At 62.9% G+C, this 15,801-nt stretch carries 11 protein-coding genes and 2 tRNA genes; 9 read left to right on the forward strand and 4 right to left on the reverse strand.

Translation table 11 applies throughout. The annotated features are described in order from the left end of the window. The first annotated feature begins 185 nt into the window (after positions 1 to 185). Together HNP00_RS06955 and HNP00_RS06960 are read left to right on the forward strand one after the other, a co-directional pair. Entirely contained in the window at positions 186 to 1,250 is a 1,065-nt protein-coding gene (locus HNP00_RS06955; RefSeq protein ID WP_184737298.1) for a 3-isopropylmalate dehydrogenase, read from the forward strand. Between the two features lie 115 nt (positions 1,251 to 1,365). Further along, positions 1,366 to 2,478: a branched-chain amino acid aminotransferase gene (locus tag HNP00_RS06960; protein ID WP_184737300.1), complete on the forward strand. Its 1,113-nt coding sequence runs from the start codon at positions 1,366 to 1,368 to the stop codon at positions 2,476 to 2,478. Positions 2,479 to 2,580: 102 nt separating this feature from the next. Here HNP00_RS06960 and HNP00_RS06965 read toward each other — a convergent pair whose 3' ends face one another. Then, complete coding sequence (locus HNP00_RS06965; RefSeq protein WP_184737302.1) at positions 2,581 to 3,306, reverse strand: SGNH/GDSL hydrolase family protein; 726 nt, start codon at positions 3,304 to 3,306, stop codon at positions 2,581 to 2,583. Between the two features lie 175 nt (positions 3,307 to 3,481). Between HNP00_RS06965 and HNP00_RS06970 the strand changes: the two genes are divergently transcribed. The 4 genes from HNP00_RS06970 to HNP00_RS06985 all read left to right on the forward strand — a co-directional run bounded on the left by HNP00_RS06970 (position 3,482) and on the right by HNP00_RS06985 (position 7,448). Beyond that, complete coding sequence (locus HNP00_RS06970; RefSeq protein ID WP_311770516.1) at positions 3,482 to 4,264, forward strand: MBL fold metallo-hydrolase; 783 nt, start codon at positions 3,482 to 3,484, stop codon at positions 4,262 to 4,264. Positions 4,265 to 4,338: 74 nt separating this feature from the next. Beyond that, complete coding sequence (locus HNP00_RS06975; RefSeq protein WP_184737304.1) at positions 4,339 to 5,115, forward strand: fumarylacetoacetate hydrolase family protein; 777 nt, start codon at positions 4,339 to 4,341, stop codon at positions 5,113 to 5,115. 92 nt (positions 5,116 to 5,207) lie between these two features. Next, positions 5,208 to 6,722, forward strand: a complete 1,515-nt coding sequence (gene gltX / locus HNP00_RS06980; protein ID WP_184737306.1) for a glutamate--tRNA ligase — start codon at positions 5,208 to 5,210, stop codon at positions 6,720 to 6,722. Between the two features lie 12 nt (positions 6,723 to 6,734). Beyond that, complete coding sequence (locus tag HNP00_RS06985; RefSeq protein WP_311770517.1) at positions 6,735 to 7,448, forward strand: HAD family hydrolase; 714 nt, start codon at positions 6,735 to 6,737, stop codon at positions 7,446 to 7,448. A gap of 20 nt (positions 7,449 to 7,468) precedes the next feature. Here the strand turns inward: HNP00_RS06985 and HNP00_RS06990 are convergent, their stop codons facing one another. Then, complete coding sequence (locus HNP00_RS06990) at positions 7,469 to 8,932, reverse strand: hypothetical protein (RefSeq protein WP_184737308.1); 1,464 nt, start codon at positions 8,930 to 8,932, stop codon at positions 7,469 to 7,471. 334 nt (positions 8,933 to 9,266) lie between these two features. On the opposite strand from HNP00_RS06990, the gene HNP00_RS06995 reads away from it, so the two are divergent. Continuing rightward, a tRNA-Gln gene (locus HNP00_RS06995) sits at positions 9,267 to 9,338 on the forward strand. A 126-nt stretch (positions 9,339 to 9,464) separates the two neighbouring features. Next, a tRNA-Glu gene (locus tag HNP00_RS07000) sits at positions 9,465 to 9,537 on the forward strand. A 273-nt stretch (positions 9,538 to 9,810) separates the two neighbouring features. Here HNP00_RS07000 and HNP00_RS07005 read toward each other — a convergent pair. Further along, positions 9,811 to 10,377: a DUF1697 domain-containing protein gene (locus tag HNP00_RS07005; protein ID WP_184737310.1), complete on the reverse strand. Its 567-nt coding sequence runs from the start codon at positions 10,375 to 10,377 to the stop codon at positions 9,811 to 9,813. A 691-nt stretch (positions 10,378 to 11,068) separates the two neighbouring features. On the opposite strand from HNP00_RS07005, the gene HNP00_RS07010 reads away from it, so the two are divergent. Then, positions 11,069 to 14,884 carry a Pls/PosA family non-ribosomal peptide synthetase gene (locus HNP00_RS07010; RefSeq protein ID WP_260404808.1) on the forward strand — a complete coding sequence of 1,272 codons (3,816 nt, stop codon included), beginning with the start codon at positions 11,069 to 11,071 and terminating at the stop codon, positions 14,882 to 14,884. A gap of 119 nt (positions 14,885 to 15,003) precedes the next feature. Here HNP00_RS07010 and HNP00_RS07015 read toward each other — a convergent pair whose 3' ends face one another. Continuing rightward, complete coding sequence (locus tag HNP00_RS07015; protein ID WP_028264661.1) at positions 15,004 to 15,723, reverse strand: IclR family transcriptional regulator; 720 nt, start codon at positions 15,721 to 15,723, stop codon at positions 15,004 to 15,006. Positions 15,724 to 15,801: the final 78 nt, after the last annotated feature.

Below are 15,801 nucleotides of genomic sequence, written 5' to 3' on the forward strand. Positions count from 1 at the left end.
GATCTGAAGGAGCGTTCGCTTTTTTGCGCAAATATGTGAGCGAGGATCGGCGGCGGAAAGTGCCGCATAAGTGAGCGAGCGTTGGAGGCGGCGGCCTGCCGCTCGCATCCTCGACCGTCGCACTCCGGAGTTCAAATGCTGAGACGATTTTGACCAGCATGTGGATGCCTTGGCAGTCTGAAAACATGAGCGCATCGCACCCCGCCGCAACGATCAATCTGGCCGTCATTCCCGGTGATGGCATTGGCCCCGAAGTCATTGCCGAAGCCCTCAAGGTCCTGGAAAAGGTTGTTGCCGAAGAAGGCGTCACCCTGGAGCAGACCGAATACAAGCTTGGAGCCCAGCATTGGCTCGAAACCGGCGAGACTCTCCCAGACGACGTCCTGGCGGATCTCCGGACCCGCGATGCCATCTTGTTCGGCGCCGTCGGAGCAGCCCCGGGGGACACCCGTATTCCTTCCGGCATCATTGAACGCGAGATGTTGCTCAAGCTCCGGTTCAGCCTGGATCACTATGTGAACCTGCGCCCGTCACGCCTCTACGGTACGGTCGGCAGCCCCTTGGCCAACCCCGGCAACATCGATTTCATCGTGGTCCGCGAAGGCACCGAGGGCCCGTACGTCGGCAACGGCGGTACGCTGCGCGGAGGGACCCCCCACGAGGTCGCCACCGAGGTATCGCTCAACACGGCACACGGCGTCGAGCGCGTTGTGCGGGACGCCTTCCGCCGCGCCAGCGAGCGTCCCCGCAAGCACGTCACCCTCGTCCACAAGCACAACGTCCTGGTCTTCGCCGGCCACTTGTGGAAGCGCACCGTTGAGGCCGTGGCCAAGGAATTCCCCGAGGTCACCCACGACTACCTGCACATCGATGCCGCCACGATCTTCATGGTCACCGATCCCTCCCGCTTCGACGTGATCGTTACCGACAACCTCTTCGGCGACATCATCACGGACCTCGCCGCGGCCATCACCGGCGGCATCGGACTGGCAGCTTCGGGCAACATCAACATGGACCGTACTGCGCCCTCCATGTTCGAACCCGTCCACGGTTCCGCACCGGACATCGCGGGCCAGCAGAAAGCGGATCCTACTGCCGCCATCCTGTCCGCGGCATTGTTGCTGGACCACCTCGGCTACACCACCGCCGCCCGCAGGATCGAAGCCGCGGTCGTGGCTGACATCGAAAGCCGCAGCGGCGAGACCCGCAGCACGGTGGCCATCGGCGACGCTATCGCGGCCGCACTTTAGGGCCTGTCCTCAGGCGTAAGCTTTACTTGAATTATTTACCTGCTGCCGTGGTCCGTCGCTGAACCATATCCTCCAAGAGAAGGTTCGCTGTGCCAGGTAGCCGACTGGAGGAAACATGACTCAGACTGCCCACGGCGTCGAATTCAGCCAGCAGCTCTCGGAGAACCCGAAGTCTGTTGAGGAGCGTGCAGCCATCCTGGCAAACCCAGGATTTGGCGACTACTTCACCGACAACACCGTCATCGTCGACTACAGCGTTGACGCAGAGGGCAAGGGTGGCTGGCACAGCGCCCGGGTCGAGGCCTACGGACCTATTTCCTTGGATCCTTCGGCAGCCGTCCTCCACTACGGCCAGGAGATCTTCGAAGGCCTCAAGGCATACCGCCACGCCGACGGCTCCATCTGGACCTTCCGTCCGGAGGCCAACGCCGCCCGCCTGAACAAGTCGGCCCGCCGCTTGGCTCTTCCGGAACTTCCCGAGGAATACTTCCTCGGTGCGATCCGCGAACTCGTGCAGGCGGACAAGGAATGGGTCCCGTCCGGCGATGGCGAAGCGCTGTACTTGCGCCCCTTCATGATTGCCACGGAGGCCTTCCTAGGTGTCCGCGCAGCCCGCGAGGTCTCATTCCGGGTGATTGCATCCCCGGCAGGAAACTACTTCGGCGGCGAGCTCAAGCCGGTGTCCATCTGGATCTCCCGTGAATACGCCCGCGCCGGCCGCGGCGGGACCGGTGCAGCCAAGTGCGGTGGAAACTACGCTGCTTCCCTGATTGCCCAGATGGAGGCCGAGGAGAACGGCTGCAAGCAGGTCCTCTTCCTGGACCACTTCAACGACGATGCGGTCGAGGAACTCGGCGGTATGAACGTCTTCTTCGTCATGAAGGACGGCTCACTCGCTACCCCCGCGCTCACTGGAACAATCCTTGAAGGCGTGACTCGTTCCTCCGTGATCGAGGTGGCCAAGGACATGGGCCGCGAGGTTTCCGAGCGGAAGATCACCCTCGCCGAGTGGCGGGATGGTGTGGCTTCCGGCGACATCGCCGAGGTCTTCGCATGCGGAACCGCGGCGGTCATCACGCCCATCGGCGTACTGAAGGACAAGACGGAGTTCATCGGTTCCGAGGACGCCAAGGCAGGCGAAACCACCATGGCGATCCGCCAGCAGCTACTTGGCATCCAGACCGGAACGGTCGAGGACAAGCACGGCTGGCTGACCCGCCTCGCCTAGGGCTTGGCGGCCTCTGGAGTGCCCGACGGCGGCCTCCCACTTGGGTGGGCGGGCCGCCGTCGGCGTTTCAGCAGAGAGCAGTCGGCTGTCCGGAAGACAGGGCTACTGGGGCTGGGGCCCGTGGATCAGCGGTTCTATGAGCGCTTCCATCTTGGCTTGCAGATACTGCTGACCGGCAGCGGAGGGGTGGTCTCCGTCGGGCCCAATGAGGTTCGCGGCATCATCCATGATCCAGCCTAGGACTATCGGATCCACGAAGTCGGCGCCCGCTTGCTGTGCAGCCGCTTTGTCCTGGTCTCGGATGTCGAGTCTTTCCGGTTCCGGCGTGCTCGAATACGACGGCGGACCTATCACCAGGATGTCGGCGTGGGGAGCGCGGGTCTTGACCGAGGCAAAGGCCCGTGCCGCTGCAACCTCGGTTTCCCCCGGGGCGGCACCCATGTCATTTTCGGAACCAAAGAACACCACCAAACGGGTGGAGTCCGTTACCGCCGCGTCCACTTGGGAACCGAAGGTGGATCCGTCCTCGCCAACGCTGACATAACCGCTTCCATCCTGCGCGGCATTGACGATGGTTGCTTGGAACTGTTGAAAGGCGGGATCGTTCTCCACGAGGTTTGGCCACGCGTCGGAAGGCGAAGTCCCGTGTCCGGTGCTGAGGGAATCTCCGATAATCACCACTGTGGGTTCTGCCGCGGCGGCACGCGGTGCGGCGTCGGACGAACATGCACTGAGGATCGCGAGGACGGAAAGGCAAACGGTTGCGATCGCCGTCGTGGTCCAGAGAAGTCCTCTTCGAGGGGTTTGAGTCCGCAACAATTCGATCACTCCTCTGCATCCATTCAGGGCAAGCCAAGCAGCAAATCAGCCTTGAAAGCGATGAGTTGATCGCCTGAGCTGTCCTGGCGCCTTGACACCATGCTATGCCGCGAGCTCTCTTTACCTGCTGTGCATCTGCCCTGACGCCCGGACCTGGCGATGTGGCGTGTGCCAAGATGGAACCGTGAATCCGGTCTATGACGCGTCTTTCCAGCCAAGCAGTTTCCTCACCCGCTCACGGCTGGCACCCAATCCCGGGCCGATGAGCCTCGATGGGACCAATTCCTACGTCATTGCCGCCCCGGGCGCTGCCGGAGTGGTCGTCGTCGATCCCGGGCCGCTCGAAGAATCCCATCTCGCGGCCCTGGCCGCCTGCGGACCGGTTGACCTCGTGCTCATCACCCACCGCCACAAGGACCATACCGAGGCGTCCGCGCGCTTCCACGAACTCACCGGGGCGCCTGTCCGTGCTGCCGACCCGGCACATTGCCACGGCGGAAAGCCGCTCCGCGCCGACGAGGTCATCAAGGCGGCAGGGGTGGAGATCCACGTCCTTGCCACCCCCGGCCACACCTCGGATTCTTTGTGCTTCCATCTTCCCGCTGACGGGCCTGACGGCTCCGTGCTCACCGGCGACACCATTCTGGGACGCGGAACCACGGTGCTGGACTATCCCGACGGCAGGCTAGGGGACTACCTCGCGAGCCTCGACACACTTGAAGGACTCGGTCCGGCAACACTGCTGCCCGCGCACGGGCCGGTCCTACCCGCCGTGGACGCGGTGTGCCGCGAGTACCGGGCCCACAGGGAGATGCGGCTGGACCAGATCCGCGAGGCCCTCGCCCGGCTCGGGGCGGAGGCTGGGGTGCAGGCCGTCACCGACGCGGTGTATCCCGACGTCGATCCTTCCGTGCGCTGGGCGGCGGAAACCTCGGTTGCCGCGCAATTGGACTATCTGCGCAGCTAGCGGACACCCTTGCGTAACGGCCGCTCCTGTCCTCCCGCGCGTACCGGCCGCGTGCGGACGGTACGCTAGGAGCCATGCGTATCGCCCGGTTTGTTGTTGATTCTGATCCCGTCTACGGCGTCGTCGAAGGTGAGCCCGGCAGTGAAGTCGTCACTGTCATCCATGGCGATCCCTTCTTCAATGGTGTTGAGCGGACTTCGGTCCGCCATAAGCTGGAGGACGTCCGCCTGTTGGCCCCGATCATTCCGCGCAGCAAGGTGATCGGCGTGGGACGGAACTTTGCGGAGCACGCCCGGGAACTGGGTAATGAAATTCCGCAGCATCCGCTGCTCTTCCTGAAGCCGAACACCGCGGTCGTCGGCCCCAATGACCCCATTGTGTTGCCTGAGTTCTCCGAGGAAGTTTCCTTCGAAGCTGAACTTTGCGTCGTCATCGGCCGCATTTGCAAGGACGTGCCGGAAGACCGCGTTGACGATGTCATTTTTGGTTATACCTGCGGCAACGACCTCACGGCGCGCGACATCCAGAAAACGGATCTGCAATGGGCACGTGCCAAGGGCTTCGACACCTCCGCGCCCCTGGGCCCGTGGATCGAGACCGATCTGGACCCTGAGGACCTGGCCATCAAGGGCTGGCTCAACGGCGAACTCCGCCAGGACGGCAGCACCAATCAGATGATCCGCAGCGTGCGGGAACTCGTGTCGATAGTTTCTCAGGCGTTTACCTTGCTGCCGGGCGACGTCATCATGACGGGCACTCCGGCCGGCGTCGGACTCGTGCAGGAAGGCGATCGCTACGAGATCGAGATCGAAGGCATCGGCCGCTTGTCCAACCCGGTAGTCCGCCGCTGAAGTCTTGACGGTTCGCCTGGTGTTCGAGACCGGTCGACACCAGGCGGCACTGGCCATTCCGCCAAGCGCCACGCGGTAAAGTTGGAACCACTATGACTACTGTTGCTGCGTCGAACTCTGCCGCCATTCCTGCCGTGACCGCCGAAACCCCGGTCCGCGTCCGGTTCTGCCCCTCACCCACGGGAACTCCGCACGTTGGGTTGATCCGTACCGCCCTCTTCAACTGGGCCTATGCGCGGCACACCGGCGGCAAGCTGATTTTCCGGATCGAGGACACCGACTCAGCGCGCGACAGCGAGGAAAGCTACCACCAACTTCTTGACGCGCTGAAGTGGCTCGGCATCGACTGGGACGAGGGCGTGGAGGTTGGCGGGCCGCATGAACCGTACCGCCAGTCCCAGCGCAGCGACATGTACCAGGACGTCATCGCCAAGCTCAAAGCCGGCGGCCACATCTACGAGTCGTACTCCACGCCTGACGAAATCGAAGCTCGGCACCGTGCTGCCGGGCGGGATCCCAAGCTCGGCTATGACGGCTTCGACCGCCATGTCACGGAGGAGCAGCTCGCCCAGTACAAGGCCGAGGGTCGCCAGTCCGTGCTGCGCCTGCGCATGCCGGACGAGGACCTGACCTTCAATGACCTCGTGCGCGGGGAGATCACATTCAAGGCGGGCTCAGTGCCGGACTTCGCCGTGGTGCGTGCCAACGGTGCGCCGCTGTACACACTCGTGAACCCCGTTGACGACGCACTCATGGGTATCACGCATGTCCTCCGCGGCGAGGACCTGCTCAGCTCCACTCCGCGTCAGATCGCCCTCTACCGTGCGCTCTACGCCATCGGCGTGGCTGAATACATGCCGGAATTCGGCCACCTTCCTTATGTCATGGGCCAGGGCAACAAGAAACTCTCCAAGCGCGATCCGGAATCCAGCCTGTTCCTTCACCGCGAACGTGGCTTCATTCGTGAAGGATTGCTCAACTACCTTTCGCTTTTGGGCTGGTCGCTGAGCGCCGATGAGGACATCTTCACCGTGGAGCAGCTCGTGGCCAACTTCGACATCCACGACGTCCTGGGCAACCCGGCGCGCTTTGACATCAAGAAAGCGGAAGCCATCAATGGCACGCACGTGCGCATGCTTGCTCCCGAAGACTTCCGCGAGCGGCTCGTGCCGTACCTGCGTGCCGCCGGCTTCGTGGGAGAGATCCTGACCCCGCGCCAGGAAGAGATCCTCGCCGAGGCCGCGCCGCTGGTCCAAGAACGCATCACCCTGCTGGGCGAGGCTCCCGAGATGCTTGCCTTCCTGTTCAAGAACGACGACAAGATCGACGTCGCGGACGACGCCCGCAAGGGACTTCCCGAGAACCTGACCGAGGTGTTGGACGCCGCGTTGGTTGCCCTGGAACCCGTCGAGGACTGGACCGCGGAGAGCATCCAGACGGCACTCAAGCAAGCTTTGGTGGAGGATCTCGGCATCAAGCCGCGCCTCGCGTTCGGCCCCGTGCGCACGGCAATCTCCGGCCGCCGCATCTCGCCGCCGCTCTTCGAATCGATGGTCATTCTGGGCAAGGATTCCTCGCTCACCCGCTTGCGCGCGTTCCGCGGCTAGTCCAGGCACACTGTGATCAGCGCACTTCATGAGTCATTTGGCACGGTCCGGGGTGTCCTGTTCGATATTGACGACACCCTGGTGGACCTCGAGTACGCCATGACCACGGCGCTGCGTGATGTGAGCGAACATCTCCTCCCTGGCCTGGACCAGGCCGGGTGGGAGAAGTTCGGACGGATCTTCACGCACGAAACCACCCATTTCTATGACCGATACCTCGCTGGCGAGTTGACGTTCAACGAGCAACGCCTCCTGCGGGGCCGCGCTGCCCTGGGGCATTTCGGCGTCGAGCTTGGGGGCGAGGACTCCCACACATGGCTCAGCGACTACTCCCGGCTGCAGCCCAGCTATGTCAGGGCCTTCAGCGACGTCGCTCCCGTGCTTGCCGCCTTGGACGCCGCGGGCGTTCCCTATGGCGCAGTGAGCAATAATGTCCATGACTATCAGAGGGTCAAGCTCGATAGCGCGGGACTTGGCCGCGTCTCGGTCCTCGTCGGAACGGACACCGTAGGTGTGCCCAAGCCGGACCCCGCCATTTACCTGGAAGGGGTCCGGCGCCTGGGCACCACCCCGGCTGAGACGCTCTTCGTCGGAGACAACCGCCTGCTCGACGCCGATGGCGCCACCGCAGCCGGCTTGCGAGGAGTCTGGCTGAACCGCACCGGCGAGGTGGCCTCCGGCTTTACTGGCCGGGAAATAGATTCCTTGTCGCGACTGCTCGCCTGAGCGATAGCGCGGCTTCCCGGTTACGCGCCCAGGCGAAACTTCCTCAGGAAAACGAATGCGCCCACGGAGCCGGCACTTAGGACGCCCACCAGCCCGAGCGCCGTGCCGGTATCCGACTTTTCTGCCATGCTCGACGGCGATACCGCTGCGGCTCCGTGATGGAGTTCTGCCGTGCCCGCGGCGATTCGAGCGTTCCCGTCTGCAAGTTTGTCGGCACCGGTGGACAGTTGGGCCGAGCCCGCGGCCAGTTTGGCGTTTCCTTCAGACAACTTCGAGGCACCTGCGGCCAGTGCCGTGGAGCCGTCCAGAAGGCCGGGGGAGGACGGATCAGCGGGGCTGCCCTTGATACCCGTCATCAGTGAGTCCGTGCCCGAGGCCAACCGTGACGTTCCGTCCGTCATGCTGGCCGTGGCCTTGAGGAGCCCCGGATGCTCGGGGTCGCCTGGAACTCCGTCCATGCCCACGCGGATCTTTGCCGTTCCATCAGCAAGCATCTGGGTTCCCAGAACCACGCCTGGAGACGCTGGGTCCTGGCTGTTGAGCTTCTGGGCCAGGGTCGCGAAGCCGGCCGTCAGCTTTCCGGTTCCCGCGGCCAACTTGTCTGTGCCGTCGGCGAGCCTTCCGGTGCCGTCGTGGAGCTGCACCGCCCCGGCTTGGAGCTGGCCAGCCCCCGCCTGCAATTGCCCAGCTCCAGCGTCGAGGCGATGTGCGCCATCGTTCAGCGCATTGATCTGGGCCTTCAGAACTGCGAGAGGCACCACGCCCTGAACTCCGTTGGCGGCGTCAGCCAACTGCTGCAGTCCTTGGGCCAAAGCGGCGGTTCCCGTTCCCTTGGTTGGATCGTTTCCGGCTCCAGGGTAGCCCTTGAGCTGATCAGTGCCCGCCGCCAGCTTGGCGGTACCTGCAGCGAGTTGGGCGGCGCCGGCGTCGAGCTGGGTGGCGCCGTCATTGAGCTGGATCGCGCCATTGTTGAGTTGGGTGGCGCCGTCGGCGAGATTGTTTTCGGCGTTGCCAGCCGGCGTCGGGGTCAATGCCGCGGAGAGCTGCACAGCTCCGGCCGCGAGCTTCTGCGCGCCGTCGTCCACTTTGTAGACTCCCGGCGCAAGCTTGGCGTTGACGTCGTTCTGGATCTTCACCGCCCCGGTCGCCAGTTTGTCGGCTCCATCTTTCAACTGCTGGGCTCCCGGGGCCAGTTTGCCCTGGATTCCGGTTTGGACCTTTGAGGCGCCATCAGCCAGTTTGGCGGCGCCAGTGCCGGCTTCCGCGGCTCCTCCCGCTAGCCTTGCCGCGCCGTCCTTGAGCTGGTTGGCGCCGGCTGATGCCTGCCCTGCGCCGTCATTGAGCTGCTCGGATCCCGCGGCGATCTTCCCAATGACCAACGTGTAGAACCCGAGGAGCGCGATCAGGAGGAGAGCGAGCACACCGATCGCGATCGTCTGGGCCCGGCTTCGTGTTCTGGTGGCAATGGCAGGGTTCCGTGTCATGGGCAAAATTCCTCTCGATGACTTCCCGACGGCGGCGCTGCTGCCGGGATCCCCCCATGTGACGCAGCTAACAGGCGGCTTGACCTGCGGCTGTGCCACGAAACAAGTGTTTGGCGCTGGTTACCGATTGGTAACTTACCGAGAGTAAACTTAAGATCCGGAGGAGTGCAAGGGTTTTTTCCTCTCATCCGCGGATCGCTGGGCGTGGGGACCATGCAGGCGTGCGGCTGCCCGCCCGATTTGTGCGCATCGAAAGTCTCGGGTAGAGTAATTACTCGTGCTGAGGGGCGCGGAGCGAAGGTTTAGGCCATCGAATCCGGCCTAAAAGCACCAATGGGATATGGTGTAATTGGCAACACTACGGTTTCTGGTACCGTCATTCTAGGTTCGAGTCCTGGTATCCCAGCTCTGAATGATCCACGTTTTCGCGGGTAATTTGGAAGTTTGAAACGGTCCGCCGATTTGAAACAATGTTGAATGTATGAAATACTCATTCAGCTTGAATGCCGGAAGCGGCATTCTGAAAGTGCAAGGCCCCATCGTATAGCGGCCTAGTACGCCGCCCTCTCACGGCGGTAACGCGGGTTCGAATCCCGCTGGGGTCACAACATGAATCCCCGGAACCAAGAGGTTCCGGGGATTCTTTTTCGTGCTTTGACGCCCGATTTCACCAGGGCTTATTAACGCTTCGGACTCGAACTAGCGGAAAGGTGTCCGGCGCGGGCGCATAAACCGAGGCCAATTCACGCCGGCAAGTCACTGCGTCAATTCATGGGTGCCGACTCATGGGACCAGTGCGGCAGGAACACTGGCAACTATGGCAAGCCTCGACTGCGACACTCAGGCAAGAATGCTGCAGGAATGCTGCCGAATAGCCGCTAAGCGCCCTCTTTCTGGAGGGCTTCTGCGGCGTCCCTGACCTTGATGAGCGTGCGCAGGTTCCGGGTGGTGGTGCTCGCCTTGTAGCGGGCCTTCGAAGAGAGTTTGCTGAAGGGGCTGTCCAAGGTGCCTCCCGCCGGGGCGAGCCAGGCCGAGGCCTCAGGACCCAGACGGACTTGCTCGACGCCGCCCTGTCCCGGGATGCCGAGGGCTGTGCCGGCGTCGAACAGTTCATCCAGCATGGCCGGGTCCGAGGCGAGGGTGATGTAGCTGTGCGTGGTTTTGTCGCTGGCGGGATAGGGGCAGGCTTCCACCAGTTCGGCAACTCGTTCCGCGGTCAGGACCACCACCCAGGCGTCATAACCGAATGCCTCCCTCAGGCATTTCTCACACTGTTCTTTGACTTCCGCGGCTTCCAGCTCGCTCTGAAGCACCACATTGCCGCTGGCCAGCAGGGTCTTGACGCCGGTGAAGGGGTATGCCTGGAGGGCAACTTTGAGATCGGCCATCTTGATGTTGATCCCGCCCACGTTGATCCCACGCAGGAACACGGCAAAGCTATTCATGCGCCCACCCTATAACGGCTCTTTGTAGTCCTGGGTGACCTCGCGGACGACGAGCGGTTGCATGTACCGAGTAGAAGAATGGCGGGCAGATTGACTTGACGGCTCTGCACGCGTGCTGAATCGAGTGTGCGGCCGGGACAGCTCAAGTAGACGCCACTCGTGTTTCCGTCTGGGGCGGCCAATACACTAGTGCGGCCGGGCCCCCATTTTCGAGTCAAGTCAAAGGAATTCCCCAGTGAGTCCGGCCGGGTCATACTCCGAAAGCGAACATCTCGAAGGTCGTGATCTCATGGGTAGTCTCCAATCTCCTCAGGTGCTGCCGTCATGGCAAAGCCTCCGTCTGTGCGACCTTCTTCCTCGGGGGCGCGTCCACATCGAGATTGGACTCGCCGATTGCGCATTTTGACAGGATGGGTGACCTTGCAGGCCAAGTTCTTTGCAAGCAGGCCGGACCTCCGCGCGGCGGTGCTCAGCCGGTGTCTCGCACGGTTTTCGAGGGAGAGGGGGCGGAACAAAACATGCGCACTCAACAAAATGGCCTACGAAAAGGTCTACGGACGAAGCCGCGTAGATCCGCGGTTAGGTCAGCGTGATGGGCTTCTCCGAAGACGTTGAGCCTACCCGATGTCCATCGGATGCCGCAGTATTCCCGAGAAGACAGGCTCACCCGGCCCGGACCCTGATGGACGTCATGTGCGAAACCATCGCAAAATACCCTGAAGCGCCAGCCATTGACGATGGGACCGTCCAGCTGACGTACAGAGCGCTTGGTTCGCGGGTGAATGCTCTCGCGCGGCGCCTTTGGGCCCTGGACATCGGGGCCGGAGACCGGGTGGGTGTCCGGATGCAATCCGGCTCTTCGGATCTATACATCGCCATTCTTGGCGTCATGGCCTGCGGTGCGGCCTACGTTCCGGTCGACATCGAAGAGCCGGAAGAACGCATGGAGACTGCATGGTCCGAAGCGGGTGTCTGCGCAGTGGTCGGCGGTCACCTTGCAGTCACTCTGGTCCCAGGACGCAGGGCGCAGGGCCGCCATCGCGAACCTCATCCAGAGGATGACGCGTGGATCATTTTTACGTCCGGATCAACCGGCAAGCCGAAGGGGGTTGTCGTCACGCACCGGTCCGCTGCGGCCTGGGCCGATGCGGAGGCTGAAATGTATTGCCAAGACAATCCGTTGGGCCCTGGTGATAGAGTCCTTGCCGGGTTGTCCGTGGCCTTCGACGCATCCTGTGAGGAAATGTGGCTTGCCTGGAGAAACGGCGCGTGCTTGGTCCCTGCACCGAGGACCGTAGTCCGCTCCGGCGCGGATCTTGGATCTTGGCTCGTCCAGCGCCACATTACCGCGATATCCACGGTGCCCACGCTTGCAGCACTCTGGCCCGTAGATGCCCTTGACGGTATCCGGCTCCTTATCGTTGGTGGTGAAGCCTGCCCGGGCCCCCTGATGGACCGGCTGGCCGGTTCGCGGCGGGAAGTCTGGAATACTTATGGGCCCACAGAGGCCACCGTGATCTCCTGCGGCGCGATGCATGATGGCACCGAGCCGAATCGGATCGGACTCCCGCTTCCAGGCTGGGATCTGGCAGTGGTGGACACGGACGGGATTCCGGTCCGCTGGGGCGAAGAAGGCGAGCTGGTCATCGGCGGCGTGGGCCTCGGCCGCTACCTCGACCCGACCGAGGACGCTGCGAAATATGCTCCGATGGCCGTTTTAGGCTGGTCGCGCGCGTACCGCAGTGGTGACTTGGTGCTCGCTGATCCCCGTGGCCTGGTCTTTCGAGGCCGAGCGGATGATCAAGTGAAGCTTGCCGGACGCCGTGTGGAATTGGGTGAAATCGATGCAGCACTAACGAGCCTCCCAAACGTCGCGGCCGCCGCCAGCGCTGTCCGGACTACCTCAAGCGGAAATAGGGTTCTTGCGGGATATCTTGTGCAGGCAACCGGAACACGCATAGACCTGGCGGCGGCCCGCACCCGGCTTACTGAGGTACTGCCCGCGCAACTCGTCCCCGCTCTGGGCGTGGTCCAATCGCTGCCAATCAAAGCCTCGGGCAAGGTCGATCGGAAGGCACTCCCCTGGCCCCTGCCCGGTGGTCTGCCCGCAGACTCGGCACACGAGCTTACCGGGACGTCGGCCTGGCTCGCAGAGCAGTGGAACAGCGTTCTCGGCCCGACGCCACTCACGAGGGATAGCAACTTTTTCGCCTTGGGCGGAGGAAGCGTCGCCGCGGCACAGCTCATCTCCCTAGTCCGAACCAGGCACCCCGAGGCATCCATCGCGGATCTTTACGCCATCCCAAGTCTCGGTCCGATGGCGGACCACCTCGACAGCCTCGGCGCTCCGTTCGGGGACGAGCGCGAAACCATGTCAATACCACCTTGGACAGGCCTGCTCCAGCTGCCGCTTATCCTGGGCCTTTACTATGTCAATGGCCTGAAATACCTCACCGGCCTAGCGGTCGCCAGCCTGCTGGTCCGGATGGCCGGTGCTCCATGGGCGCCCAACCCTCCGCTGCTGCCAACTTTGGTGGCGTGCTTGGTGCTCTTCAGCTTCCCATCCCGTTTGATCATCGCAGCGGGTTGCGCCCGCCTTTTGATGCATGGAATTCGCCCGGGCATCTTCCCCCGGGGCGGGCTGGTTCACCTACGGTTGTGGGCCACAGAGCGTATTGTCGCCTACTGCGCGCTCGACTCCCTGATGGGAACACCCTTTGCGGCGTGGTACGCGCGGGCCCTAGGGTGCGACATCGGCAAAGGGGTGCATCTCGATGCGATGCCGCCGGTGACAGGGATGGCAGCGATCGGGTCGAATGCGTCCATTGAACGCGGGGTGGACATGGCCGGCTACTGGATCGACGGCAACGTGTTGAGTATCGGCTCCATCGACATAGGTAGTAATGCAACAGTGGGCGCCCGCTCAACCCTCCTGCCTGGAACGCATATTGGAATCGGAGCTGAAGTTGCCCCGGGAACGTGTGTCAACGGATTCGTTCCGGACGGACAACTCTGGACAGGGTCACCGATGCGGCACGTCGGTGCGGCCGGTAAAGGATGGCCGGTCACGCAGGCCCCTGAGCATCGGAGGGCCGCAGTGAGGTTCCTTTACCCGCTTTCGCTGGTCGGTTTGGGCCCAATGATGGCCCTATCCGCGCTGCCCGCGGAACTGCTGATTTTCATGGCAAGCCGAAGCAGCGGAGACGTCGAGAACACGCTCCAAACCGTGGCTTTGTGGACACCTCTGGCCGTTATTTTCACCTCGATGACCCACCTATTGATCACGGCTGGGCTCGTCCGGCTGCTCAGCCACTTGATCGCTCCCGGGCTTCATCTTTCAACAGGCCCTGCGGCCTGGGCGGCGTGGCTAACCGATCTGCTGCTTACAAAGGCACTCATCTCGGCATATGCCATTTACGCAAGCCTCTTCACTCCCGGATGGATGCGCCTGCTCGGCGCTCAAGTCGGCAAGCGCGTTGAAATATCCACCGTGGAAACCATGCCCCACTTAACGATTTTTCTTGACCGTTCCTTCCTAGCGGACCGCTCCTTGGTTACCTTCAAGCGCGTCCGGGCGGGATGGCTGCAGCTCGGACATGCAAGCGTCGGAGAAGAGTCATTCCTCGGTAACTCCGCGGTTGTTGGCCCGGGGCGCCATATACCGGATAAATCGCTGATCGCGGCCTTATCCTCGGCTCCTAGCCATATGCCAGAAGGAACTTCCTGGTTCGGCCTGCCGCCCGTCGAGCTGACCCGGCTGGTGGACCATAGCGATCGCTCCCGGACGTACAGCCCACCGCCCCGCCTGCTCGCCGCGCGGGCGGCGGTGGAAGCCTGCCGAATCGTGCCCTCGATCATCAAAGCGTGGCTCGGTCTCGTTGCTCTTTACGTGCTCGCCTCAACGTACGTGCACTCAGGTCTTATGACCACAATTCTGGTGTCTGGCCCCACGGTTCTTGGCACCGCAGTCGCCTCCTGTCTAGTTGCCCTAACGGCCAAATGGGGGCTGGTTGGACGGTTCCGACCCTCCGAGCATCCCTTATGGAGCTCGTTCGTTTGGCGCAATGAACTGGCCGACGTATTCACCGAATCGCTGGCTGGCACGGAACTGATCGGCATGAGTGTCGGCACGCCCATTATTAATCTCTGGCTGCGCTGCATGGGAACGAAGATCGGACGGCGCGTATGGTGCGAGACGCGCTGGCTGCCGGAATTTGACCTCATCACGCTCGGCGACGGCGTCACCATCAACAGAGGATGTGTTCTCCAGACGCATCTCTTCCATGACCGAATCATGCGCATGGACGAAATCGATATGGGGATCAACTCGACACTGGGTCCCAATAGCATTGCGCTCCCCGGAAGCAGCCTCGGCACTCGGGCGACAGTCGGCGCAGCCTCACTGGTCATGCGTTCCGAGGCCGTCCCAGCTGACAGTAGATGGGCAGGCAATCCGCTCCGCACCTGGGTCCAGTCACACCCCGCACAAAGTGATGAGGTCGATTAAGGCACGGAGCTCACTTCGCCGATTACACCGAGGCAGCATGGTGGACGCGCGTTCCGTCTCCAACGATCTGGTTTTGGGGAATCTCGGGACCTATAACCGAGGCCGAAGGGAAAGCGTGATCAGTCGTTGTTCTTGCGCAGGGCCTCTGTCAGCACCCGGGCGGCATTGCAGACAACTTCGGCATGCAGGCGTCCAGGTTGGCGGGTCAGGCGCTCGATGGGGCCGGAGATGGACACTGCAGCAATGACCCGGCCGGAAGGGCCGCGCACTGGTGCGGAGACTGAGGCGACACCAGGCTCGCGTTCGCCCAGGCTCTGAGCCCAGCCCCGGCGTCGTACTCCCGCCAGGACCGTGGGCGTGAAGCGGGCATTCTGAAGTCCGTCGAGAAGGCGGTCGTGGTCTTCCCAAGCCAACAGGATTTGCGCGGCGGAGCCAGCCTTCATGGACAGCTGGGTGCCCACGGGAATGGTGTCGCGCAGGCCGATCGGGCGTTCGGCCGAGGCGACGCACACGCGCCAATCGCCCTGCCTGCGGAAGATCTGAGCGCTTTCTCCGGTGGCGTCGCGGAGCTGGATGAGGACGGGACCAGCCGAGGCGATGAGCCTGTCTTCGCCTGCCGCCGAGGCGAGCTCGACGAGGCGGCTGCCCAGGACAAATCGGCCTTGGATGTCACGGCTCACAAGGCGGTGGTGGACCAGGGCCAGCGCCAGCCGGTGCACGGTGGGACGGGCCAGCCCTGTTGCGGCCACCAGTTGAGCGAGGGTGGTTGGCCCCGCCTCAAGTGCGTCGAGCACTTGGGCCGCTTTATCGATGACGCCGACTCCACTAGAATTGTCCATGTAATGATATTGCCGTCTCAATATCTGAGATGCAAGTTGTTTCGCTGGCGCAGTTTGAATCGCTGATGTTCAGTGGAA

The sequence above is a fragment of the Arthrobacter sp. AZCC_0090 genome (assembly GCF_014207375.1).
GTDB lineage: Bacteria > Actinomycetota > Actinomycetes > Actinomycetales > Micrococcaceae > Arthrobacter.